Raw genomic sequence first — 26411 nt, forward strand, 5'->3', positions numbered from 1 at the left:
GGCCTGTCATCATTCAAGCTAATGAAGCCAAATAATGCAAGAAACTAAGTATACAGCCGCCAAAAGGCCACTCTCACCTTTCTAATCAACTCCAGCGTGCTGCTTTGTCGATTTCTTTAAATATAGCAGAAGGCGCTGGTGAATTTAGTTCTGCCGAGAAAGCTCGTTTTTATAGAATTGCTCGCCGATCTGCTACTGAATGTGCTTCTATTATTGATATCTGTCGATGTTTAAAAACGAACGAGAACTTCTTTTGCGAGTTGTAGCAATGCTTACTCGTTTGGTCAAAGTTCAAGTAAAAACGTAAGACTTAAATTGCTAGACGAGATCGGGCTCGCAAGCGGGCTCGGGCTCGAAAAAATAGACAATACTTTGAATGATGACAGGCCTATATTTTTGGATTTTAGTGGTAGTGTTTTTTTGGCAAAAACGATGATGAAGTTTTAGGCTTCTTTAATAGAGAGAAAGTTGCTAAAATAAAACTAATAACACAGTTTTTATAAAAATACATATCGGAGGTTAGATGTGAAACGTTTATTTCTAGTAATGATTTTTATTATTTCGACATTTGCTCAAGAACAGTGGCGCGGTATATGGGTAGATGCTTGGAATGAAGGTTTATACAATAAACAACAAATACAAGAAATGTTAAATATTGCGAAAGATTATGGATATAATTCTGTAGCTGTTCAAATTCGTTGTCGAGGTGATGCTCTTTATCATCCTAAATATCCTAACACTGAACCGCGAAGAAAAAATCTAGATCCTAATTTCGATCCTTTGCAAACTACTATCGATTTAGCACATGCAATGAATATAGAAGTGCATGCTTGGGCTACAACTTTTCTAGTAGCAAGTAGAACTCCTAGTTCTCCTGAACATGTTTATCATAAGCATAATGAATATCTAACACAGGATAATAGTGGTAACCAAAAAATTAGCGAAGGTTATTATCTTGATCCAGGTCACCCTGGAGCTTTAGAGTGGAATCGGAAAGTCGTTTTAGATATCGTAGAAAATTACGATATAGATGGTTATCACTTTGATTATATTAGATATCCTCAACAAAATGCAGGTTATAATCCTGTAGCAATTGAACGTTTTAATAAACAGTATAATAAAAGTGGACAACCTGCTGCAAATGACCCTCTTTTTAGCCAATGGCGACGTCAACAAATCACTAGCTGGTTGCGTAGTATGTATGCAGAAATAGTTAGTCGCAAACCAAGCATGAAGATAACGGCTGCGACATTTGCTAGTCGTTCAGATGCTTTTAACAATCGCTTTCAAGATTGGGCTACTTGGATGAAAGAGGGAATTATTGATGCTAATTTCCCAATGAATTATGCTCGTACTCATGATATTTTTGAATCGCGCACAGATGATATTGTTGCTCATAGTTACAATAGACATGTTTATATGGGAATAGGTAGCTATCTTATTTCTGTAGATTATTCTATACATCAACTTCTGTACGCACAACAAAAAAAGAGCCAAGGTGTTATACTTTTTAGTTATGCTAACAATGCCAAATCGGGAAAATCGACTGCTGGGTACAAAGCTATTTTTGATAAAGCTTTTAAGAGTAAAGCAAGTGTACCTGATATGCCATGGAAATCACAAAAAGATGTTGGACATATACTTGGTAGTGTAATTTCTGAAAAGCAGGTAGAAATATCAATACCTAGTTTAAGTTTAAAAACAACAACAGATGCAAATGGACGCTTTAGTTTTCTATATTTACCACAGGGTACTTACAAAATAAATTTTGGTACCCAAGAAGAACGAATTGATGTTCGCGGAGGACAAGTTGTTACTTGTAATAAAGTTGTATTAGACTAGGACAGTGTCCAAAATGAGTTACGATTTCTAGCGCACTATATCTATAATTACTTTTTGGCGGTAGACTTCTTGCAACAAATCCATTCGATACCTAGAAGATTGTAGGGACGGTGGGTGTCCGTGAAAGAAGAAGCAAACATTTGTTTTGTATTTTACGGGTTACTAGGAGCATCCTTTACGGATGTTCCTATATTTTTTCATTTTGGACATTCCTATCTCTGATCGAGGGCATTATGAAACAAATTAACATCGCACAAGCTCTGAGTGAGAATATTCCAATTGTAGATGTTCGTAGTGAAGGTGAATACTCAATTGCACATATTCCTAACGCTTCTAATATTCCGCTTATGAATAACCACGAAAGAAAATTAGTAGGTACTGAGTATCGAAAAAAAGGAAATTCTGCTGCTTTAAAACTTGGTCACTATCTCGTCGGTCCACGATTTTTAGATATAAAAAAGCATTTGAAATTAGTGAGTAAGAATAATCGACTTATCATCCATTGTTGGCGTGGTGGTAAAAGATCTGAGATTATTTATAAATTGGCAGAGGAAGCTAAGCTCGAACCGCTACGCATTGAGGGAGGATATCGTTCTTATCGCAATTGGTGTCGCGAAGTTCTTTGTATAAAACGAAATCTCTTTGTTTTATCTGGAAAGACGGGGGCTGGCAAAACGGACTTACTACAAATGTTGCGAAACTCAAGCATTCAGATTTTTGATTTAGAAAAACTTGCAAATCACAAAGGATCTGTTTTTGGTGGACTAGGCAAAGAATCTCAACCAACCCAAGAAATGTTTGAAAATCTTCTTGCTAATCATTGGCATAAACTTGAAAATCAGCCTGTTTTTGTTGAAAACGAAAGTCGAATGATCGGCAAGTTATTTATTCCAGAGCCTTTTTTTATACGATTAAAACAACACGATGTTCTTCATGTAGAACTCCCTCTAAAAGTCCGCAAAGAAAGGATTATTGAAGAATACGGAAGTTTTTCTAAATTAAATATACTTACATGTGCACTCAAATTAAAAAAAAGACTGGGAGGACTACGTCTAAAAAATATAGAAAAAAGTTTAGAGGTAGGGAGTTATGAGTGGGTTGATGTACTACTTGATTATTACGACAAAGGTTATGATTACCATAAAGAAAAATATAATCAGCGCATCATTCGCAATTTCCACGGTAATGATTTACAACAAATACATGATCAAATAATAGAGTGGCTTAACGAAAAAAATTACCCTAAATAACGCATTCCTAAAAGTGTTATATCATCATGTTGTTCTGCTTTACCTATAAAGCTTTGAACATCAACTAATATTGCTTCGATCATTTCTTTCATATCCATTTGATGATATTCTTCGACTTTTTCAATTAAGCGTTCTATTTTATACATTTCTTTTTTGGCATTATGTGCTTCTGTTGCTCCATCAGTGAAAAGAACAATAACATCATTTTTTTCTAATTGTAGTTCTTTCTCTTTTACCAAGCGCGAAAAGTTTTTAAAGTCAACTCCCAGGACAACACCCCCTGAGCGATATGCTTCGCATTTACCTGTTGCAACACGATAATGCAGAATATGTTCATGTCCAGCAGAAGAATAAGATAGTTTATTTCCATCCCAACACAATAGTAACATACTCACGAATTTTCCAGAACCTGCAATATCTTTTAATAGCAATTTAGCACTATTTAGAAGTATGTCCTTTGAGGATTCGTAAATCTCTACGAAAGCGCGTACAAAAGAACGTAATTCACTCATTATAAGACCTGCAGCTACTCCCTTGCCAGAAACATCTCCGATGCAGAAGTATAAATTGTTTTGCGCTTCAATAACATCAAAATAATCGCCGCCAATTTCTTTCGCGCTGCGTGTTATACCATAAATACTCATGTTTGTGGATTCAGGGAATTTCTTGGGTAACAAACTTTCTTGGATAGTTGAAGCGAGTTTTAGTTCGTGCTCAAGAGCTTGTTTTTTCTTAAGTTCTTGCTGTACGGTTTGATTTTCTATTGCAAAAGCAACATGGTGTGAAAAAACTTCTAGTAGTTCGGAGTGACGTATGCCTTGTTCCTCATTATCAAAAAAGATAACTCCCACTCTACGATCTTTTACCAAAAGTGGAGTAATAACTCCTTCTTTTAAACGCATTACTTTTTTATTTGCAAGAACATTTTGAAAGAAATGTTCTTGGTGATGATAATCTCTTTTACGGAACCCATCTATTGTCGCAAATTCACCTATTCCGCCAGAATAAACTAAGTCTTTATTTTTAACTAGTAATACAAATGCGTTTTTTGAATTGGTAATTGCACATAAGTGTTTCAAAACTTTGCTAGCAAGATGAACGGTATTTTGTTGTTGCAATAACTCTGGTGAAGCATCGAGAATTGTGCGTAATCCTTCGCGAATAAACTCATTTTTAATAAGAGCTTTTTCTTTTTCTCGGTGTAAAACAAATGAAGAAATTAGGTGTGCAATTAATTGTTCCATTTCTTGCATTCCATGGCGACTTTGGTAATATAACCATTCACTTGGCGATGAAAAAAGATCTTGCGGTCGTGTACTATCTTCTCCGTCTCGAACAGCAACAGCGCAAATGAGAGAGGGAAAGTATTCGCGCATTGAACGAATCAGGGGGCGTATTTCTACTTCGCTTGTATTCAAGTCAAAAAAAGCAACAGCAATTTCTCCGCCTTCGTTGAATATTCTATTTGCGATGTCATTAGCATCATCTTGACCAAACGCTAGGATAAGATTGTACTCAATGCTTGAAGTGTGAGAAACATTGAGGTGGCGTTTGCTGATATACAAACTCCCAAATCTTCTAGTTGATTGGCCTTGTATTTGGCTACTACGAAGTAAGTTGGAATAGCGCTTTAGAACTTCTTCTTCGTAATCAACACATAAAATAACTGTATAATTTTTATTCACTTTGCGTGCCCTAGACTTAAGTTTACGTTTTTTATATATTCTAATACATAGCCTAGTAAGTCACAATAAAAATTTACTTTAGAAATAGACGCATTAACATTTATCTTTCTTCCAGTAGGGCTATTTTAGAGAATATAACTTTGTGGTGGAGAAAAAAAAGGTAAAAACTTGCCTTTTTTTGATTTGTTTGTTCGTTTGAAGTGTAGAATATACATGGGTTTGCGGTTTTTAGTATGGATTAAGACTGATTACTCCCCCACAAACTCTGTGGGAGAGTATATTTTGAATCCGGAAATTTACTTAAGATATTCTAATCTGTAGTATGCTTGTTTAGCCGTCGCCACGTACTTTACGAATAAAGTTTATAAGATAATCCAGTTTTTGTTCTACAACAGCTAACCTTCTATCGATGGAATCTATTTGTAATGCTAAATCGCTTTTAGCATTAACTTTTCCTATTTGTTGCTCGACATAAATTTGTAGAGCCTTTAGCTCTCCTGTGTCTAACCATACTCCATGTAAAGAGCACTCATCAACAATAATAGGACATGAGCTACTATATGGTTTTTTTATCATCACTCCTTGGCATTGAGGGCATTTGATTTTTCCATCTTTATTAGCTGGTACTGCAAGATTTCCTTTAGATAAATCATGTAAAATCTTTTGCTTTTCATTTTCATCAAACTTATAGACTAATGTATGTAAAATACTATCTAGTTGATTAGTTGATAGCCAGTATCCCCAGCAAGATTGACAACATAATACATTTTTATTTTCATACTTTGTTGGTATCATTGCTAAGTTGCAACGTGGGCAATCCATATATGCCTCCGTGTAGAGTTTTAGTATAAGTGATTAGATATTTTTGAACGAATAGGAACTCTATTCTTCAGTGTCCGAGCTTTCTTCAGTGTCCGAGCTTTCTTCGGTCACTGCAGGTTTTTTACTTACAACAACTTTACTAGGCCGTAAAACGCGATCGTGATACGCATACCCTTTATCAAAAGCTTCAATGACGGTCATTTCTGGGCAGTCGGCTGACTCTATTTGCGATACCGCTTCATGAAAATTAGGATCAAACGGTTTTCCTTTAGCTTCAATTTCTTTTACATTGTTGTCTTGTAAGGTTTTTTCTAGTTCTTTTTGAACCAAACAAATACCTTCAAAGAAATTCTTATCTACTTCTACTTGTTTTCCTAAATCAATTGCTCTATGAAGATTATCTATAACATTTAATAATTGTTTTAAAATATCCTGGTTTGAATATTTCAAAAAATTTGCACGATCTCGCTCTTGACGTTTACGGTAATTTTCATAGTCAGCTTTTGTTCTTTGTAGTAATTCGATATAACTTGAAGATTCATTTGCTTTTTCAAATAGCTTTTGCAAATCTTCATCACTCATGTTTTCTATTTGCGAGCGATAGTCTACTTTTTCATCTTTCTGCGGCTCTTCGATCTTTTGTTCTTCTACACTATCGATATTGCCGTCTGTTTCTTCTGGCTTTTCTGAATGCTTATCTTCCATGCCCTTTACCTTTTCATAAAAACCGACTGTAAAGATTTCTAAATCTCTAGTGATTTGAACCACTCACTTGCTTTTTTCCAAAAAGATTTTTGCTGAGGATTGCTATTACTTTTTTCTTCTAAATTATCAAACTCTTGTAATAAGCGGCGTTGTTCTTTGCTCAGTTTTTTTGGAACTTCAACTAAAATAACAATTAATTGATCACCCTTTCCACGCCCGCGAACGCTAGGAAATCCTTTACCGCTTAATTTTAACACATCATTATTTTGAGAACCAGCAGGTATTGTTAGTTTACTCTTACCATAGATCGTAGGAATTTCAATATTTGCTCCCAATGCTGCCTGGGTAAAAGAAATTGGCAACTGAAGTATAACACTGTCTCCTTGTCTTTCAAAAAACGGATGAGGGCTAACACTTATTTCGCAATATAAATCGCCTCTTTCCCCACCCTGTTCTAGAGCTTCACCTTCTCCTGCGATGCGAATTTGCATACCATCTTCAACGCCGGCAGGTATTTTTACATCTAATTCTCTATCGACAGGGACGCTTCCTGTTCCAACGCACGGTTTACATTTTTTAGTAATAACACTACCTTGTCCGTTACAATAAGGACAACCTGTACGTAAGCTAAAAAAACCTTGCGATTGTTGTATGAATCCTCGGCCCTGACAGCGGTCGCAAACATTTCTTTTGGTACCAGGAGCGCAACCTGAACCTGTACATGTTTCACAACTTTCGCGTCTCTTTATTTTTATTGACTTTTCTTGGGTTTCTGCTGGTTCAGCAAAATCCATTTGAATAGTACAGTGTAAGTGGTTTCCTCGTCTGCGTCTACTGCGACCACCTCCACCTCCCATACCAAACAAATCTTCGAAAATACCGCCACCGCCAAAAATATCTCCGAATGCACTAAAAATATCTTCAGCGTTACTAAATCCGCCCTGGCCAGACATACCCGAGTGACCAAAACGATCGTAACGGCTTCTTTTTTCTGAATCAGATAAAATTTCATAAGCTTCAGCAGCTTCTTTAAAGTTTCTTTCTGCCTCTTCGTCACCTGGATTTTTATCAGGGTGATATTTTAAAGCCAATTTTCGATATTTCGACTTAATTTCGTCGGTAGAAGCATTTCTTTCTACTCCGAGAACTTCGTAATAATCTCTTTTTTCACTCATCGTTACCTATATTTTCGTAAAATAAAAAAAACTGCCAAAACGCAACAGATTTCAGTTATCAAAACTATGTGGTTTTGATAACTGACTGGTACGCTAGAACATTGCCATTTAACTAACGCTTCCATCGAATCAATGTTCCAGAGCACTAGTACAGGAAAAAGAAAAACAACTTATTGTTAGGTAAGGTTGTTTTTCCTGATCCACAAGAACGTTAATGGTCTTGCACTATTTATGAGAGTATTTTTAAATATTTCTTTGAAATATTTAAGAAATACTTCCAGAGATGTGATTTTCTTTGTCGCCAATATCAGTAATCATGGCTTCTGTTGTTAACATCATACCAGCAACACTCGCTGCGTTTTGTAGTGCTACACGAACGACTTTTGTAGGATCAATGATTCCTTCAGTCACCATGTCAACAAACTCTCCAGTGCGCGCGTTAAAGCCAATATTTACATCTTTCTCTTTTACATCAGAAACAATTACTGCACCGTCGTAACCAGCATTAGATGCAATTTTTTTCATTGGTGCACTTAATGCATTTTTTATGATTTGTACGCCAAATTTTTCTTCAGGACACGCTTCGATATTGTCAAGAACGTGTAGAGAACGAATATATGCAACTCCACCACCAGGAACGATTCCTTCTTCTGCCGCAGCCTTTGTAGCATGTAGTGCATCTTCAACGCGAGCTTTCTTTTCTTTCATTTCTGCTTCTGTTGCAGCACCTACTTCAATAACTGCAACTCCACCAGAAAGTTTTGCTAAACGCTCTTGAAGTTTTTCACGATCGTAGTCCGAAGATGTTTTTTCCATCTGGTTTTTTATTTGAGAAATGCGGCTAGCAATTTCATCCTTGCTGCCTGCGCCTTCAATTAGAGTTGTCTCATCTTTTGTAATGCTAATTCGTTTTGCATTTCCTAAATCTGTCAACTCTATATTCTCTAGTTTTAAACCAAGCTCTTCGCTAATTACCTTGCCACCTGTAAGTATAGCGATATCGTCAAGCATAGCCTTACGACGATCTCCAAAACCAGGTGCTTTTACTGCACAAACGTTAAGGATTCCTCTTAGTTTATTTACAATAAGAGCTGCTAAAGCTTCGCCTTCAATGTCTTCAGCAATAATAAATAGAGGCTTGCCACCGCGAGCTGTTTGTTCTAAAACAGGAATAAGTTCTTTTACGTTAGAAATTTTCTTGTCATACAGTAAAATGTACGCATCTTCTAACTCAGCACTTGTGTTTTCTACATCAGTAATAAAGTAAGGAGAAATATACCCTTTATCAAACTGCATTCCTTCAACGCAGCGCATCGAAGTTTCAATTCCCTTAGCTTCTTCAACTGTAATAACACCGTCGTTACCAACTTTTTCCATTGCATCAGCAAGTAAATTTCCGATTTTGGAATCGCTATTTGCGGAAATTGTTCCAACTTGTGCAATCTCTTCTTTGTCTTTTATTTCGCGCGATAGTTTTTTTATTTCAGCGACTATAGCACTAACAGCTTTGTCAATACCTCTTTTAATTTTAACAGCATTCACACCAGTACTTGCGTACTTCAAACCTTCGCCATAAATAGCTTGAGTCAGTAGTGTCGCTGTAGTAGTACCATCTCCTGCAACATCGGAAGTTTTAGAGGCCACTTCGTTAACCATTTTTGCGCCCATGTTTTCAAATGGGTCTTCTAATTCGACTTCTTTTGATACTGTAACACCGTCTTTTGTAATTGTAGGACTACCAAAACTTTTTTGGATAGCAACATTACGTCCTGTTGGACCCATTGTTACAGTTACAGTTTTCGCTAATTTATCTAAGCCATCTTTTAATTTCTTGCGCGCATCTTCACTATAGAAAAGCTGCTTAGCTCCCATGAAAATTCTCCTTTTTTATACAAACAAAAGCAACAACTCTTGTTTTTAGTGAGCTTAGGCATGTGGAAAGAAATATCCTGTTCAATTTTTGCACTGGAATTTTATTATCAGTTGGAATTTTGAATGGGGAAAATTCTATTTCTCTAAATTGAGAATAATGAAACTGATAGATAAAAGATCAAACAAATGGGTAGATCATTTTTTTCTACATGCCTTAAAACATAACTTTTACGGGAAGCGTGTGCTCCCCATTTCATTTGACTATCCAAGTTTCGCTAAGATGTCACCCTCTTTTAGTATCTTGTACTCAGCACCATCATATTTTACTTCAGTACCAGAATATTTGCCGAAAATTACGCGATCTCCCTCAGAGAGACTGCAAGCTGCACGTTCGCCACTGGCTAACAATTTACCTTTTCCCACAGCAATAATTTTTCCGCGTTGTGGTTTTTCTTTTGCTGCTTCAGGTAATACTATCCCACCTTGGGTTGTTGATTGTGCGGCTTCAATTTCTACAACTACTCGGTCATCTATTGGTTGAAGAGCCATTTTAAATCTCCTATCAAAAAAATTTGTTCTAATTACATCATGTCATCGCCGTAAGGTGCATCATCGTCATCTTTGGGAGCTTCTGCGATTAAGCAACCAGTTGTTAGTAGCAAAGAAGCTACGCTTGCAGCATTTTGTAATGCGCTACGTGTTACTTTAGCTGGATCAATAATACCTTTTTCGTACAAGTCTCCGAAAGCGTCTTCTCCTGCATCGTAGCCGTAAAATCCGTCTTTTGTCAAAACTTGTTTCGCAACTACAGCACCTTCGCCACCGGTATTTTCTACGATTTGTTTGATAGGCATACTAAGAGCAGCTTTGATAATAGCAACTCCATGATCTTCATCACCATCAAGTTTCATATCATTAAGCGCTTTAGCTGCGCGAATAAGAGCAACACCACCACCAGGAAGAGTTCCTTCTTCTATAGCAGCTCTTGTTGCGTGAATTGCATCATCTATGCGAGCTTTTGCTTCTTTTAACTCAACTTCAGAAGCAGCGCCAACGTTAATCTGAGCAACACCACCTGCTAATTTTGCTAAACGTTCTTGTAGTTTTTCGCGATCATAGTCAGAGTCGGTGTTTTCAATTTCTTTTTTGATTTGTGTGACGCGTGCATCGATATCTTCTTTTTTTCCTGCGCCTTCAATAATTGTTGTATTGTCAGAAGTGATGGTCACTTTTTTCGCAGTGCCTAGTTCTGAAAGTGCAACTTGTTCAAGATCAACACCTAGATCTTTAAATAAAACTTTGCCACTTGTGAGTATACCAAGATCTTCAAGCATTGCTTTACGACGATCGCCATAACCAGGAGCTTTTACTGCGCAACACTGAACAATACCGCGAATCTTGTTTACTACTAATGTTGCCAAAGCTTCTCCATCAACATCTTCAGCGATGATAAGCAAAGATCTTTTTGCTTGAGATATCGCTTCTAAAAGAGGAACAATTTTTTTGATGGCAGATACTTTGTCTTCGTAAATGAGGATGTAAGGGTTTTCAAGAACAACTTCCATCTCATCTTGGTTTGTAACAAAATGAGGAGAAATGTAGCCTCTATCAAACTGCATACCTTCAACCACTTCGACATCAGTTTCCATTCCTTTGCCTTCTTCGACAGTGATAACACCATCTTTTCCTACTTTTTTCATCGCATCGGAAATCATGTGCCCTACTTTGGCGTCGTTGTTAGAGGCAATCGTTGCAATTTGCTCTATTTCTTTGTCATCTTTAACTTCTTGGGCAAGTTTTTGTAATTCTCCAACAACCGCCGCTACTGCTTTGTCAACACCTCTACTTAATACTAGAGGATTTGCTCCCGCAGTTACGTATTTGTAACCTTCGAGAAAAATAGCTTCAGCAAGAACAGTTGCCGTAGTTGTTCCGTCACCTGCTACATCCGAAGTTTTTGATGCCACTTCTTTCACAAGTTGCGCACCCATGTTTTCGTAAGCGTTTTGTAGCTCCATTTCTTCAGCTACAGTTACACCATCTTTTGTGACATTGGGAGAACCCCATCCCTTGTCAATTACAACATTGCGTCCTTTTGGACCTAGGGTAACTTTAACAGCACGTGCTAGCTTTGTTACTCCTTCGCGAATAGCACTACGTGCTTCTTGGTCAAAGGCTAATTGTTTAGCCATACATCCTTCTCCTTACATTACATATTAACGGCATGTCTGTAAATTCGGATCTTCTGAGTAAATTTTGACTGATCTCTTCTCCTGAAGAACCCAAAATATTTCATTTTCTTTTTTACAGCAAAATACATACCTAACTCTTATATAAAATATATAAACCTCTATTTGTCTGATGTTTATAGAGATATTTTTTTTGTTTTATTTTATCGTTAAATAAAAGCGCTAGTGCAGTCTGTCATAGTGACAAACTATTGACAATCTATCCTAAGACATTTTGACATTAAATAAGAACTATTTTGTCAGGTCACTTAACTTTTCAAATTCTCTAACAATTTGGCTTTATTTTGTACTAAGGGATGTGGTGAAAATAAGCGAACATTTTATTTCAATTAGGACTGCTATCATTCAAAATGTTTTTTCAAGCCCGAGTTCATTTCCGAACTCGATTTCAAAGCTTTTAATCAAATAAAGAAGCATTTGTTACAACTCGCAAAAAACTCTGTTTTCTACTACTTTTAGAAAGTTTTTGGAAACGGGTTCGATACTACTCGCAGTATCATAATATAAGGCAATGATATTTTAACGATATCTGTTATTCTTTGGATGATGGCGCGCCCTATATCCCTTAATACAAACCTCAACAACAGGTGTTCTAGCAAACATTACTTGTTGCTAAAAGAATTTGCAATCCTTTCTCCATTACAGTATAGTAATATACAGACGTTATCTGTAATAGCTTATAATAGTTTACATCCAAACAAATTATTGGGGTGATTGTGGAACTGGATCGCAAAACAAATAAAGTTATCGAAACTTTGAAAAAGCATGCTATAAAAACGCAAAAAAAACTTCAGAATACATCCCCTAATCCTATCGAAGTTGAGGGTGAACAACCTATTTCTGGTTACTGCATGATTGATAAAGTAGGAAGTGGCGGAATGGGAACCGTATTTAAAGCGCAAAATACTGATACGGGAGAGTTTGCAGCACTGAAACTTCTTTATCCTGGACACAACAATGATCCAACCATTCTACAGCAATTTATCAATGAAGGTATGATGCTGATTAATCTCAAACATCCCAACATTCTAAAAGGCCTAGATTTTGGAATATCCAAAGGTTTTTATTTTTTGGCAATAGAGCTTGTTGAAGGAGAAAGTCTTATATCATTCATTGAAAAAGGTTTTTCTTTTACAGAGGAACATGCACTACGTGTTGCCTTACAAGTTTCTAGAGCTTTAGTATATTTAGAAAAAAAGCAAATTGTACATCGTGATATAAAGCCGGCAAATATACTTGTTGTCGGAGAAAAAGTGAAACTATGTGACTTGGCTTTGGCAGTTGAAATAAAAAACCTACAAAAAACAGAATCTACATGTGGCACAATAGAATATATCTCTCCAGAGCAAGCACGCGGGGAAAAAAATCTAGATGGTCGTAGTGATGTTTATTCATTGGGAATTACTTGTATTCAGATGATTTCAGGTAAACTTCCATTTGAAGGAGAAGATGCCACAGAAGTTATGCGACGCCATATCTATGAACCTATCAATCTCAACGCACTAGGAAATTTCTCTCCAGAAGTACGTAAATTATTATTCAATATGACAGAAAAAAAACAAGAAGATCGTCTGACTGCAACTAGACTAAAAGAACAAATAAAAATTATTTTACGCAAAAGAAAATAGCGCAAATAATAGATGCGCTCAAAGTAAATCTAGAGAGGTAAAGTTGTGTCTGATAAACATCTGAAGGGTCTAACTGACGCTGAAGTTATCGAAAGCAGAGAAAAAAACGGCGCGAATGTACTTACTCCACCACCACGAGATCCTTGGTGGAGATTGTTTTTAGAAAAATTTGAAGACCCTGTTATTCGTATTTTAATTATTGCTGCGGTTCTTTCTATAGCAATAGGTGTTATTCACGAGGATTACACAGAGGGTATTGCTATTGTTATAGCAATTATACTAGCAACTGGAATAGCATTTATTAATGAATACAGAGCAAATGCTGAGTTTGATATACTTAACCAAGTAAATAACGAAATTCCGATTGAAGTTATTCGTAATGGTAAGTTTATGTCTATTCCAATGAACGAAATTGTAGTAAACGATATCTTATTAGTAAACACTGGTCAAGAAATCCCTGCCGATACCGAAGTACTAAAAAGCGCTAATTTGCAAGTCTCTCAAGCAAAACTTACAGGAGAATCGCATCCTATTCATAAATGCATTAAGGCAGAAAGTCAAGTCTCAGAACCTTATCCTGACTATATGTTATACAAGGGTACGGTTGTTGTTGATGGACATGCTACTCTAAGAGTAACTGCGGTAGGAGACCATACTGAAATAGGAAAAACAGCTCGCGATGCTGCTGTTCTCTCAGGAAATACAACCCCTCTAAACAAACAACTTGCCAAACTTAGTCGCCTTATTGAGGTAGTTGCATTTAGTATTGCAGCTGCTATTTTTATTGCCCTCATTATCCAAGGAGTGAGTGATAAATCTTTAGTTCTGAACCAGGCACAGTGGATATTTACTGGATTATCTATGTCGGCTATTTTTGTCGCTTTAACAATGATGTGGGCTCCTGTTTTTTTTGATGCATGTGATATTTTTAAAATCCCTTCTTCCCCTCCAAAATGGTTAGAAAAAGGTGGTTTAAAACCATGGATCATAACTATTATTTTAGGAGTAGTAGTCTGGGGAGCGGGTATTTACCTTCTTATTCAAAATAAGTTTATTTCCTCTGTCCCTCAAGAGTGGATTACTGAAAAAATACTACTTGATCTCTTACAGTATTTTATGATTGCTGTTACGATTATCGTTGTTGCTGTACCAGAAGGTCTTGCCCTAAGTGTAACCTTGTGTCTTGCATATAGTATGAGAAAACTCATTGCAAATAATAACTTAGTGCGAAAAATGCATGCTTGCGAAACGATAGGCGCTGCTACTGTTATTTGTTCTGATAAAACAGGAACATTGACACAAAATAACATGCATGTTACAGAATTTAAAATTCCATACAAAAGCGATGACAAACTTAAAAAAGACGAATGGATTGTTAGGTCTATTGCAATTAACAGTACAGCAAATTTAGATTTCTCTAAATCGCAAACCAACCCTAATATCTTAGGAAATCCTACTGAAGGTGCATTGTTGCTGTGGCTACATGAAAATGATGTTGACTACCTTCCTTTGCGTAAAGCTCATGAACAATTAAAAGAATGGTCATTTAATACAGAACGTAAGTACATGGCAACTATTGCCAAGATTGATGGACTAAAAAACCCGGTACTTTTTGTAAAAGGTGCGCCTGAAATTGTTTTAGGTAAATGCTCTCTTGTTGAAACCGCTGATAAGTTGAAGTCTGTTACTTCCTACCAAAAAGAAGTAAATGAGCAATTAGTTACTTATCAAGATAAAGGCATGCGCACAATAGGATTTGCCTACAAAGAAATTCAAAATTACGGAAATGATATTAATATTGATAAGATTGTGAATGGAATGAATTGGTTAGGGTTTACGGCAATTAGTGATCCTATTCGTCCTGATGTTCCTGATGCTATTTCTGTATGTATGCGCGCTGGAGTTGATATCAAAATCGTAACAGGAGATAATGAAAAAACAGCTCGCGAAATTGCTAAACAAATAAATTTATGGGAAGACGAAGATAATAATCGCGAAAATATTTTAGTTAGCGGACATGATTTTGAAGAATGGGATGATGAAAAACTTCAAAAAAATGCTAAAAATATAAAAGTTCTTTATCGAGCGCGTCCAGCAAATAAACTACGCTTAGTAAAAAACTTGCAAGAGCAAAATGAAGTGGTTGCTGTTACTGGAGATGGTGTTAATGATGCACCAGCGCTAAATCACGCTGATGTAGGTTTAGCGATGGGGAAATGTGGTACATCGATAGCAAAAGAAGCAAGTGATATAGTTCTACTAGATGATTCCTTTACCAGTATAACTAAAGCAATTCTGTGGGGAAGATCTTTATTTCAAAATATACAGCGTTTCTTGATTTTCCAGCTAACGATAAATGTTGCCGCTTTGGGTATTGCCCTTCTTGGGCCATTTGTAGGAACTCAGTTTCCTTTAACCGTTATGCAAATGCTGTGGGTAAATCTTATAATGGATACTTTTGCAGCTCTAGCGCTCGCGACAGAGCCTCCAAATGAAAAATTAATGAATCGCTCACCAAGACATCCTGATGATTTTATTATAGATCGTACCATGACATGGTTAATCTTAGGTGGTGGGTTTGTCTTTATTTGTGTAATGTTAGTGTTCATGATTTTCTATCTTGACGGAGGAACACCAGGCTTAAAGTGGGAACTGCAATCTTTTGAGTACAAGTATCGTTTAACTATATTCTTCAACACATTTATATTTTTACAATTATGGAATATGTTAAATGCAAAAGCTTTTGGAACAGGAAAAAGCGTTTTTGCAACTTTATTCAAGAACAAGGCTTTTCTGGCAGTAGCAGCTATTATTATAGTGGGACAAATACTAATGGTTCAATTCGGAGGAACTCTTTTCCGCACAGTACCTCTACAGTCAGAAGATTGGCTAAAAATTATAGGCTATACTTCGATAGTTCTTTGGATTGGAGAAGGTATGCGCTTACTATTTGGACAAAAAAGTTGATTTTAGGTAAACACTGTAGTGAATTCACTACAGTGTTTACCTATAGTAAAACAAAAGCTAAAAATTTAGGCGTGTTACTTTTAATAAGAACAGTTGTGTTATGTATCTTTTTCTAATCCATTTTATGCTTATGAATATGTTCTATTTATCTGATCTTGCAACAATAAAATCACTCATACTGTTTGGAATCATAATAGTTGGAATTTGTTTATTTCCAGTGAGTTCTTTAACTCTATTAGATGCATAAGTATAGAGTTGTTGAATACTAATTTGCCCTTTATAACTAGCCTTGCCATCTAATCCTTCCAACAAACTTTTGGTGAAAACTCCATTGTTCCAATCTTTTCCTTCTAGTGCTACTTGATTTGCCGAAGCTGATGAAATAATCATGAGTTGGTTTTTATTTGACTCAAAGTTAGCAATTATATTATTAATGTTAACAGCTCCAGAACGACAAGTATCTAGTAACAATATAGTTTTTCCTTGGATTTTACTTATAACATTTTGAATCTCGCTAAACTCAACAGCTGTTTTACTAATACCTCTTTTTGGGTAAAAATCTGTTGGCAAAAAGTAGTAATCTCCGTAATTATCTTTTTCTCCGTGACCTGCTAGAAAAATCATAGCTATATCATTTTGCGTGCAATTTTCTTGAATAAAATCTAAACCGCGCAAAATTTCGACTTGAGTTGCTTTTTGATCGAGAATTATACGGCCACTTACTTTTTGGTAATGCTTTTGCTCTATCATTTTATCGTAAAAATTTTGCGCGTCTTTTGCTGCGTAATTGAGGTCAAGGGCAGATTCTCTATATTTGCTTATCCCAACAGATAGTATATAGAGGTTTTGTTTTTTTTGTTTTGTGTGTTTTGGGGTTGGAATGTTTATTTGGGGTAGACTTTTTTGTTCCAGTGGTTCTGAATCTATTTGCTGATTAACTGTATTATTGATAGCAAGTAAAGGTTGTTCCCCTGGTATTGTTTCTGTGCTTTTATTTCTAATTTCATGAGCGAGTAACTCACCTCCTGGAGAGGAAGTGTACTTATTGTTTTTCCATGCAATCCACGGTTTTTTACCTTTGTTATTATTATTGACAGTAAAAAATGTAAGTATCTTTTGCCCAGTGTTTAGATTGTACCAACAAATTGTTCCGTTTCCTATAGCAGCAACAAGCATTTTTTCATTACGAGATATATTTACGCGCCAAGCACTTGATGAGATAGAGTTTTTCCAAATAATATTATTGTTTTCATCGATTAGATATAAGTAGTGATCTGTACCAAGCGCAATTATTTTTTTATTTGATGCAATAGCAATACTTCTTGCAGTACTATCGCTTTGAAAAACGCGACCGTTTACTTGTATTTCTCGAGAGCTTTCCCAGTTATTTATTTGCAATGACTGACTTTTTTGAATTGCTGGTAAAAAAGCAATATAACGATTGTCTTTACTTTTTGGCTTGGATAAATGTAGTTTAGATGAGTCCATTGAAAAATAAGCAGTTTCTTTGTCATTGTAACTAAAATGTACGTGTTTGCCATCAGGGGAGAGAGCGAAGGTATATCCTTTGTTACGAAAATTAATTCTGTTAGCTGTTTTATGCATACGCAATTGATCGCCAGCAATAATACCAAAGGACGGTTCTGTTGAACAAAACGCGATGTCGCCATTTACTAAAGCGGCCATATGCTGGATTTCGCTGTTTGATTGTACTAGTATATCTTTTGGTGATTTATCTGGCGGAAAACGCCGAATCACTTCTTGTTTGTTCTGATTTTTACCCGAAACATATAGTGAGCCATCTTTTCCCCAACAAACATTTTTAAGTGTGCTTTTTAAAGTCTCGAGATTAGGAGAGTAACGAAAATCGAGTGTTGTATCGCTATAAACATCTACTTTTTCACTATCTGCAAAACCCACAGCAATCAAAATATCATCTGGTGAAAAACACAAGGAGTATGGGATTGAACCGCTTTGGGTTTTTATTTTGTTGATCATCGAAAAGTCTTGATCATACAATCTTAAATGACCATCGGCGGAAGCAGTAGCAAGATGATCTAAAGCATTAAAATCAGCAGAATAAACAGCACCGTCATAATAGCGGTCCTTGTATATTAGATTATAGTACAGTGTATCATAAACATATACTCCACCGCTCTCAAGACATGCAGCTAAACGGGTTCCCAGTTTAGAAAATGCTAAGTCATGCACGATATTTGGTAATCCCGAAATACGATAAATTAATTGGCCATTGTCAGCATCGAATAAATATATATTCGACATTCTTTGCCAGTTAAGACCTGTCCAGCCAGCAGCAGCTATTATTTTACCATTTGGCGAAATAGCAATAGCATATATTTTTCCTTCACTACCTTCTGCGGTAGGTACACGTAATATTTTATGTAAATCGCATTCATAGCGGTTTTTTTTGTATTTCCATATACGAATTGTTTTATCAAGTGAGCCTGTAACAATGTATTTTTCATCGTTATCGATGGCAATTTTACGAATAATATCCGTATGCATTTGGGTATTGGGAACTATATACGGAGATGCCGAAATCGCCTGCAAATCAGGTCTTGTTGATCCGAGAGAATATCGACTTGTTATATTTTTACAGCTCATAAAAATGAACAATGCTACTACTAGAAATATTATCTTATTCATATTTGGTCTGCGATCGTTAAAAATAATAATTTATGCCAAGGACTACTTTCGATGTAATCATATCGAAGTCTACAGTTGCTTTATTCTCATTACCTTCTATAATATCAAAGTCGGTATTTTGTGTAGAGTACGAATACTCTAATTTAATCGACCAAACATAATTAAAAAATACTTCTGTTCCAAGTCCAAACTCAAAACCATACACAAAATTATTTAATCCTTTAAGATTTAAATTTTGGTCATCTAAATCGTTATTTTCGTCATATATATTGTAACTTAAGCGAATACCTGTATATATGTATATATCCCAATAGGAGGAAATATCAAAGGAGAATAGATTTTCGGCAAGATTAAATAAACTGAGTTCTATATTTGGAATTATACTAAAGGAGTGCGCTGTAAAAAAACCAGTATCAACAAGTTCAAAATCAATTATGTCATTATCAAGAATTAATAGATTAACATTATCAATGTTGGCATAAATATAATCGAATTTTAGCCCTAGTGATATACCAGGAAATAGATAATTATCTAATCCGTAGCGAAAAGAGAATTGAATCCCTCCTTGCCCTTTATCTTCCACATCCTCTATCTGATTGATAGTGTCTGCGCCTGCATCAAACGACAATAAATCTTCGTGAAAGAAGCGACCAATGAAACCAACACCTACACTACGAACATCAACAGATTTTACGTTCAGATATTGAATTTCATCTAATGTAAATACATCTGAATCTGCATGGAGAGGTAATAGAAATATAAAAGATAAAACAAAGTAATATACTTTTAGCATTGTACTTTCCTATTTTGTGCAAAATAATCTATTATAGATCGGAAATGTCCTAGTTTTTAAAATACAAAGGATTGAGCAAAATATGATCACTTCTTTTACTGAATCCCTTTAAAGTATATTTACTTAACTAGAAGATGTCTATATTTGTTTTCTATAGTTTCCACGTTTAGCAAAAGAGCGTATTCTAGGTTTATTTTATTTATTGTAAACCTATTTTAATATGAGGAAAATCTTTCTCTTCTACTTTAATTATATTATTTGCTTCACCTAGAACTTCTTCATTTTCTATAGGAGTTATTTCTCCTGTAGTTAGTGACACTACAGCATCAAACCCTCTTGCTTTTGTAGATAACCATTGTTTGATTTCTCCGTTATCCAATTTTTGATCGCTATTAAAACAATATATCCAGTGTTCATTGTTTTCTTCATTTGGCTTAATAGCACCCTTTATAGTTTTTTTCCACTCAAATCCATGAGGAAGTAACTGTGTAACTTTGTTGTTATTTTCAGGAAATATTTGCGATACAGAAATTACTTTATCTGAAGAAATGGAGCAAATAAATATAGAAAAATATCGTTCTTGGAACATTTTAAACTGCAGATTTAATTGACTACTTTGTTTTAATTTCTGCTTGCGCTGAGGTTGAAAAGACTCTTCATTCGCGTTCTTACTCATTATCTCAAAGGAGAATGGAGTATGGAATATGTCGATATTTGCTTGGATATTTATATTCTTTAAATTGTCTTCGACATTATAAATTCTCCAAGTATAAGGTTTTAGTGCGCTACTATTTTCTGTTATTGGAATAGACTTTGCCAAATTGCGTATTTTACTTTTTGACAGTCCTAAGGGTTTATTACTTGTAATGATAAACCAGTCTGTATCCTTCGAAAAATCCTTCAATGATAAAAATTTTGTCGTATTTTCATCGTTACTAAAAGTATAGTCACCGAGTAATGTAACTTTATCTGCCTGGCGTTGCCAAGTGTAAGTATACACTCCTGTAGCAAAAGAAATTTCTACTGATTCTTCACTATCGTATTTCTTTTTTTCTTCGTCTATTTTCTCTCCGAGAACAACTATTTTTAAAGACGAATTTGTTGGGGTATTTCTACTTTGTACATCTTCTAAGGTATTTGTATCTTGTTTTTCAACACAGCTACATAATAAAAAAATAGCACAAATCAAAAAAGTACGCATTGCATTCCTTACTTATGATCAAAAGGTCCAATCACCTCTACAGAGTTAGTTTTTTTTCCTTTTATATATTCAAGGACATATTTTAATGGGTCTACTAGCTCTGTATTACTAAAAAGAAGATAAAAATATTCTTTACCACGTATGTTATCTAAACGAAAAGCGCTGCCTGGCGCAGGAATAAAAAATTCTCCTGGAGAAACAGGATTTACAAAAGAGAACTTAGTAATTTTTTTATTGGGGAACATTTTTTGAATTTTACCTGAACTATCACTTTGGAATCCGTAAACATAAAGTTGTGTTTTTGTAGTGACTCTAATTTGATAAAAAGACCCTGACCATAGTTCTGTTGTTGCTTTTTGCCAAGGAGAAATGTCATTTTTTTTCCAATAAATATCCATTGTTACAGGAGGATAATCTTTGCTAACTAGGTTCCATTTCAGTCGTTCTTCTTTTGTTTTTAATTGTTCGTTTAGTTGTGTAACCAACTGTTTTGCTTGAAGCCATTGTTTGTTATCAAGATAATATCCAAATTTCTTCATACTACGTTCAACTCTAATTTGGCGTTTTTTTTCTTCGATTTGTTGTTTGCAGATTGAAATTTTTTCTTCGATAAACGGTATTTTTATTGGAGGAGAATGTTTTTCATAAAAAAAACGTAGATCTGTTAAAGTATCTACAGCTTCAGACCATTTTTTAGCTTGCAACAAACGATTTACTTTTTCGAATTTTTGCGCGTAGTGTAGTGGTTCTTTGGCAACCTCAGTGTTTATTTTTTGTATCTTTTTTAAGTAAGAAATTGCTTTAGAGAATTTGCTTTTTTCCAAATTAGCATGTACTTCTTGTAAATAAAAGGTTAACTTTTGTTCTGTTTTTCGTTCGCTATATTGTGTTTGTCGTTCGTGCAAAAATTTAACTAACAAACGCGTGTCAATTTTATTTAACCAAGATTCCGATATTTTAGTCAGTGTTTTTTTGGCTTCATCAAATTGATTTTGTTTTGTTTGGCTATAAAAATTTTGTACATAACTTTTATTTATATTCACCTCTTTATTATAGATTAAAAATCCAGATAAGAATACCAAAACGGTAGCAATAATAGCAATAGCTATTTTGGTAAAAGTAACTTTGCGTACGTCCTTTAATTTGTATATGTTATCAATATCTTTAATGAACTGATCAGAGCTTAAATAACGTTTATCTCTCTCTTTTGTTAGAGCTTTGAGAATGATTTTTTCTACCGAAGAACTTATCTTATTATTTATTTCTTTTGGAGAAGTAGGGACACGGTCAGTGTGTCCAATAATGATATTCCAATAACTCCCTGAAAACGGTACGCTATTTGTTAGCATTTGGTACAAAATAATACCTGTAGAGTAAATATCTGTTCGATGATCGATATTTACTAAGTTTTTTGCTTGTTCGGGAGACATATAATATGGTGTTCCAACGGGCGCTTCCCCTGTAAGATTCATATCTTGCGGCGTATTGATTATTTTAGCTAATCCAAAATCCAAAACCAGGGCATGTTCTGTTTCCCGGTTTTCAATGATAATATTTTGAGGTTTTAAATCGCGATGGATAATGTTTTTAGAATGCGAAAATTTAAGAGCTAAAAGAATTTGACGTGTAATTCGCAGAGCTCTTTTTTCTGGTAAAATACCATCCCTTTTAATAATTTCGTATAAGGACAATCCTGACGAATAATCCATAGTAAAGTATTGACTTCCATCGCTATGTTCTCCAAAATCGCGAATTTGGATTGCGTGTTCATGAGTAAATTCCATCGCAACCATAACTTCTCGTAGAAAGCGATCTCTGAAGCTTTTTTTTTGCGATAGATGATTTTGTAGTATCTTTAAAGCGAATTGTTTACGATTGGGTAGTTTTTCATGTTCAACTTTAAAAACAATTCCAAGTCCGCCTCTACCAAGTTCACTAATAATTTTGTATTTGCCGTCAATGATATTGCCAACACCCAAACTCTTTGTTTTGTTTTGTTGGGGCTGAACATTCTTCTCTGAAGATGTCGTAATATTAAAAGGCAAAGGTGTTGCGTCAGGTGCATCAGAAGGCAGAGGTGTTACTTGAGTTGGACTGGAAGGCAATGGGGTCATTTGGGTCGCATTGGGCAGTTCAGCATTGTCCATTTGAGTTTTTGCTGATGCAAGGGATGGAAGCTTATTGTCTTCTCTTTGAAGATCTTGCTTTTTTTTTATTTCTGCCGAGTGGTTGTTCATTTTTTACCTAACATATTGACGATGTTTTCCTTAGTATTGTCAATTTGTTCTTCGTAGTGTTTTTCATAGAACAAGTTGAAGTCCTTGTTCTTCCGCAAAGACTCAATCTTATCTTCAAGGAGATAGTACAACTCATTTGTACTGTCATTTAAAATATAATCGACATCTTTATTTCCCGTTGATTCTCCCCTTAAAATGAATTTTTGAGCTTCTTTTACATTGAGGCAATCAACAAAATTTTGAGCAATACTCTCAGGTGTATTGACTTTCTCTATATTTGGAGTTTCGATGTGATTTTGGGGTACTTTCATTCGCGATCCTCGTTTTCTATTTCCAGTATTGTTTTAATAACAGAGGCAATTTTTTTAAAAATATTTGATATTTGCCGCAAACTAATACCTATTTTTTCAGCTATCTGTTTTTTATTGTGAGTAGTTTTCAGAGCTTCGAGAACCCGCTTTTCCGTTTTATTGAGATGAGGAAGTATCTTGCTCTCATTTTCTACAATGAGGTTTGCAAATTCCTTTTGCATTTTGTGCTTTTTCTTCTCAACGATTTGATCTATTTTTTTGTATTTAATGTTTTTGATTTCTTCAATAGACATTTGTGAAAGTTGATCCAAGTTTGTTTCTTTACGCCTATTTTTTTCTTTCATAAAATCAAGAACTAGGTTATTCATGGTTTTTTTCGTATATGCTTTTATCGCGGTAATATTTTTAGAACCGTTTTTTCTTAGTTGCTTATATATTCGAAGAACAGATTTTGATATTACATCTTCCGCATCATGAAAGGTTAAACGGCTGTATTTTTTTAGTAAAACGTGGAACTCATATTTTGCAATTTCAAAAATTTTTCGAATTACTTCGTCTGCTTTTTCTAAGTCTTCGTTTTGATCAGCAGAAACGTTAGTGCTTAGAGGTACATTTGTGGTTTCGTTTTTTGCGTCCATAAAGTTAAACTTTTCTTGTTTGAGTTATAGTGTTATAACACAAAAATACATGATGCTTTTAGAAAAGTCAACAGCAGAAAAATAGGTATACACTTTTGACTGTGATTTATGGAAAATGGAAATGAAAAAATTTTATTTCGCTGTTTTTAAAAGTTGAATGAGTTTATTTATAGCGCTTTCTTCAGCATAATCCATTGCTGTTTTTCCTAAGGAGTCTTCAATACCAACTTCTATAGTAGGATAACACTCGATGAGAATTTTTACCATTGGTACTTGTTGTTGTTTTACTGCTATAATTAGCGGTGTTGTTCCTTCTTTTGTTTTTATGTTGACGTTTGCACCTGCTTTGATTAATATTTTTACAGCAAGTAAGTTATTTTCAGAGACAGCAAAGACAAGAGCTGTTTCAGAGAATTTATCCTTGGCATCAATTTCTGCGCCTAATGAAATTAACGCTTTGATTATATTCTCATCGCCAAATAACGCTGCGAACATCAATGGAGTGCGGCCATCCTCTTTTTTAATGTTAACATCTGCTTTTGCACGTAAAAGGTTATGAACAACTTTCTTATGACCATTCCACACCGCGAAACTCAAGGCTGTTTCTCCTGAATTGTCTTGCGCATTTACATCAATACCAGCCTTAATTAGCATAGTGGTAATATCGTCATAACCTCCTTGAGCAGCAACCATAAGAGCTGTGTCTCCAGCATTACTTCTTATGCTAAGATTTGCTCCCGCTTTAATAACAACATCGACAATGTCTTTATGCCCTTCTCTCGCAGCTACAATTAGAGGTGTGTATCCTTCATCATTTTGAATATCAACATCAGCTCCTTGAAGTATCAATTGGTATACTGCATCTTCATCTCCATTTTTTGCGGCATCTATAAGTAAAATTCCATCGACTCCAGGATTTGTAGCCTCTTTATTTAAATTTGCTGTTTTAACAAATTTATTTTGAAAATCATTTTTAACAGTTGTTTTACATCCCATTGTTAGAACTAACAATGCCGCAATATAATAAATTTTCATAAAATACCTGAATAAAAGAGTTTTGTTGGCGATTAAGGTACACTACAGTAACGATTTTTTTTGTAAAAATCTAAAGTAATATTTAAAGTATCGATGTATAAAAATCAAAATGTCGATGCGCCTTAAGCAAGTCGCAAAAAGTTTTTAAGAGCACACAGCTTGCCTTTGAGTATCATAGCGGCGTTGAGCCTTCGGTTACATAGCTACAGTTATGTGCCTCTCAGGCTTTCCTTGCTCTGACACTCAAATTCTACGCTGACTTGAAACGTGCTCAAAAACTTTTTGCGACTCACTTAAAAGAAGAACATCAAATTTCTCTAACCAATATTCATTCAAACAAATTTTCCTTTGCATTACAAAAAAAGAATATGTAAGTTATAGTTCGGTTTGTGATCGTTTCATTATCTATGAGGTATATCGTGAGAAAAATATTGTTTTATCCCGAAATACAATTGCAAGACCTTGATGCAGGCACCGTTATTATATATCCCACACAAAAACGCAACTTGTATTACGTTGTTCCCAGCTTTTTGATCATTGGGGCTCAAAAATGTGGTACGCGTGAGCTGCATACGTGGTTATCTGAGCACCCTAATTTACGTACTTCAGAAAAGGAACTTCATTTTTTTAATGAAGTAATTGATATTGAAAAAGAATGGACTCGTTACATATTTCAACCGTGGTTTATGCATTCACGAGGGAAAAAACATTTTAACAAACGCAAATTCTACACTTTTGAAAAATCTCCGGCCTACTTTAATAGCTTAAATTATCAAACCCCTACAGCAGAAATTGTGGAGCAAATGATGCCTAGCGCAAAATTAGTTTTATTATTGCGCAATCCCACGGACAGAGCGTATTCTGCATATCAAATGGGAAAAAGAAATACTAGATTTCGTGAGGCTAATAAAAGTTCACAACAGAGTTTCGCAACTTTGATAAAACGCAAAATGGAATGTATAGAGGAAAAACCGAGTGATCTCATTGATCTTGGCCATTATTCTCTGTATTTACAGAGATGGCTAGATGTATTTCCTCGCGAAAATATATTTATCATTTTTCTGGAAGAATTTAAGCAGGAACCGGTTACAGTAATGAAAAACTTACTGTCTTTTTTAGAATTGCCTCCACTGGATTATACACCGTTTATTGAAAAAAACTTTCGCGGTTTGTGGGTAATAAAGAACAGATCTTCAAAAGGAAATCGCAAGCCTTACAAATCTATGTCGAAGGAAGCAAAAGAGATTTTGGATGAGCACTACTCTTCGTGGAATGAGAAATTGAAGAAATTATTACCTGATCGCAATATTCCGTGGAGTTAACTTAGAATCGTT

Annotated in this window: 20 protein-coding genes; 6 read left to right on the plus strand and 14 right to left on the minus strand. The window is 35.2% G+C overall.

Translation table 11 applies throughout. The annotated features are described in order from the left end of the window. The first annotated feature begins 50 nt into the window (after window positions 1–50). From UABHE_RS00670 to mnmH, 3 genes are all read left to right on the plus strand, one after another. A complete protein-coding gene (locus tag UABHE_RS00670; protein WP_372371548.1) occupies window positions 51–266 on the plus strand; it encodes a four helix bundle protein in 216 nt (71 codons plus the stop codon). A gap of 259 nt (window positions 267–525) precedes the next feature. Further along, window positions 526–1842: a family 10 glycosylhydrolase gene (locus UABHE_RS00675; RefSeq protein WP_372368212.1), complete on the plus strand. Its 1317-nt coding sequence runs from the start codon at window positions 526–528 to the stop codon at window positions 1840–1842. A 233-nt stretch (window positions 1843–2075) separates the two neighbouring features. After that, window positions 2076–3092, plus strand: a complete 1017-nt coding sequence (gene mnmH, locus UABHE_RS00680; protein WP_372368213.1) for a tRNA 2-selenouridine(34) synthase MnmH — start codon at window positions 2076–2078, stop codon at window positions 3090–3092. On the opposite strand, the gene UABHE_RS00685 is transcribed toward mnmH, so the two are convergent. The 7 genes from UABHE_RS00685 to groL (UABHE_RS00715) all read right to left on the minus strand — a co-directional run bounded on the left by UABHE_RS00685 (window position 3080) and on the right by groL (UABHE_RS00715) (window position 11543). Beyond that, a complete protein-coding gene (locus UABHE_RS00685; protein ID WP_372368214.1) occupies window positions 3080–4777 on the minus strand; it encodes a SpoIIE family protein phosphatase in 1698 nt (565 codons plus the stop codon). The genes mnmH and UABHE_RS00685 overlap by 13 nt on opposite strands. 330 nt (window positions 4778–5107) lie before the next feature. Next, window positions 5108–5599 (minus strand): zf-TFIIB domain-containing protein, encoded by a 492-nt coding sequence (locus tag UABHE_RS00690; protein WP_372368215.1) that lies wholly within the window; start codon window positions 5597–5599, stop codon window positions 5108–5110. A 60-nt stretch (window positions 5600–5659) separates the two neighbouring features. Continuing rightward, window positions 5660–6304: a nucleotide exchange factor GrpE gene (locus tag UABHE_RS00695; RefSeq protein ID WP_372368216.1), complete on the minus strand. Its 645-nt coding sequence runs from the start codon at window positions 6302–6304 to the stop codon at window positions 5660–5662. 38 nt (window positions 6305–6342) lie between these two features. Beyond that, a complete protein-coding gene (dnaJ, locus tag UABHE_RS00700) occupies window positions 6343–7479 on the minus strand; it encodes a molecular chaperone DnaJ (RefSeq protein WP_372368217.1) in 1137 nt (378 codons plus the stop codon). A gap of 264 nt (window positions 7480–7743) precedes the next feature. Further along, window positions 7744–9351 carry a chaperonin GroEL gene (gene groL / locus UABHE_RS00705; protein WP_372368218.1) on the minus strand — a complete coding sequence of 536 codons (1608 nt, stop codon included), beginning with the start codon at window positions 9349–9351 and terminating at the stop codon, window positions 7744–7746. Window positions 9352–9612: 261 nt separating this feature from the next. Beyond that, the gene (gene groES, locus UABHE_RS00710; RefSeq protein WP_372368219.1) at window positions 9613–9900 is read right to left on the minus strand and encodes a co-chaperone GroES; all 288 of its coding nucleotides are present in this window, start codon (window positions 9898–9900) and stop codon (window positions 9613–9615) included. A 32-nt stretch (window positions 9901–9932) separates the two neighbouring features. After that, window positions 9933–11543, minus strand: a complete 1611-nt coding sequence (groL, locus tag UABHE_RS00715) for a chaperonin GroEL (RefSeq protein WP_372368220.1) — start codon at window positions 11541–11543, stop codon at window positions 9933–9935. 773 nt (window positions 11544–12316) lie between these two features. Between groL (UABHE_RS00715) and UABHE_RS00720 the strand changes: the two genes are divergently transcribed. Further along, window positions 12317–13228 carry a serine/threonine protein kinase gene (locus tag UABHE_RS00720; protein ID WP_372368221.1) on the plus strand — a complete coding sequence of 304 codons (912 nt, stop codon included), beginning with the start codon at window positions 12317–12319 and terminating at the stop codon, window positions 13226–13228. Between the two features lie 45 nt (window positions 13229–13273). Then, window positions 13274–16195 carry a calcium-translocating P-type ATPase, PMCA-type gene (locus UABHE_RS00725; protein ID WP_372368222.1) on the plus strand — a complete coding sequence of 974 codons (2922 nt, stop codon included), beginning with the start codon at window positions 13274–13276 and terminating at the stop codon, window positions 16193–16195. A 141-nt stretch (window positions 16196–16336) separates the two neighbouring features. Here UABHE_RS00725 and UABHE_RS00730 read toward each other — a convergent pair whose 3' ends face one another. From UABHE_RS00730 to UABHE_RS00760, 7 genes are all read right to left on the minus strand, one after another. Next, on the minus strand, window positions 16337–18862 hold the full coding sequence (locus tag UABHE_RS00730; protein ID WP_372368223.1) for a caspase family protein: 2526 nt from the start codon (window positions 18860–18862) through the stop codon (window positions 16337–16339). A gap of 16 nt (window positions 18863–18878) precedes the next feature. Then, entirely contained in the window at window positions 18879–19655 is a 777-nt protein-coding gene (locus tag UABHE_RS00735; protein ID WP_372368224.1) for an outer membrane protein, read from the minus strand. Window positions 19656–19854: 199 nt separating this feature from the next. Then, window positions 19855–20856, minus strand: a complete 1002-nt coding sequence (locus UABHE_RS00740) for a hypothetical protein (protein WP_372368225.1) — start codon at window positions 20854–20856, stop codon at window positions 19855–19857. An 8-nt stretch (window positions 20857–20864) separates the two neighbouring features. After that, on the minus strand, window positions 20865–23093 hold the full coding sequence (locus tag UABHE_RS00745) for a protein kinase (protein WP_372368226.1): 2229 nt from the start codon (window positions 23091–23093) through the stop codon (window positions 20865–20867). Then, complete coding sequence (locus UABHE_RS00750) at window positions 23090–23404, minus strand: hypothetical protein (protein ID WP_372368227.1); 315 nt, start codon at window positions 23402–23404, stop codon at window positions 23090–23092. The genes UABHE_RS00745 and UABHE_RS00750 overlap by 4 nt, the downstream gene beginning before the upstream one ends. Further along, entirely contained in the window at window positions 23401–24042 is a 642-nt protein-coding gene (locus tag UABHE_RS00755; RefSeq protein WP_372368228.1) for a helix-turn-helix transcriptional regulator, read from the minus strand. The genes UABHE_RS00750 and UABHE_RS00755 overlap by 4 nt, the downstream gene beginning before the upstream one ends. A gap of 132 nt (window positions 24043–24174) precedes the next feature. Next, window positions 24175–25077 (minus strand): ankyrin repeat domain-containing protein, encoded by a 903-nt coding sequence (locus UABHE_RS00760; protein ID WP_372368229.1) that lies wholly within the window; start codon window positions 25075–25077, stop codon window positions 24175–24177. A gap of 419 nt (window positions 25078–25496) precedes the next feature. Between UABHE_RS00760 and UABHE_RS00765 the strand changes: the two genes are divergently transcribed. Then, window positions 25497–26399 (plus strand): sulfotransferase domain-containing protein, encoded by a 903-nt coding sequence (locus UABHE_RS00765; RefSeq protein WP_372368230.1) that lies wholly within the window; start codon window positions 25497–25499, stop codon window positions 26397–26399. Window positions 26400–26411: the final 12 nt, after the last annotated feature.

It is taken from the genome of Candidatus Uabimicrobium helgolandensis (genome assembly GCF_041508025.1).
In the GTDB taxonomy this organism is placed as follows: domain Bacteria; phylum Planctomycetota; class Uabimicrobiia; order Uabimicrobiales; family Uabimicrobiaceae; genus Uabimicrobium; species Uabimicrobium helgolandensis.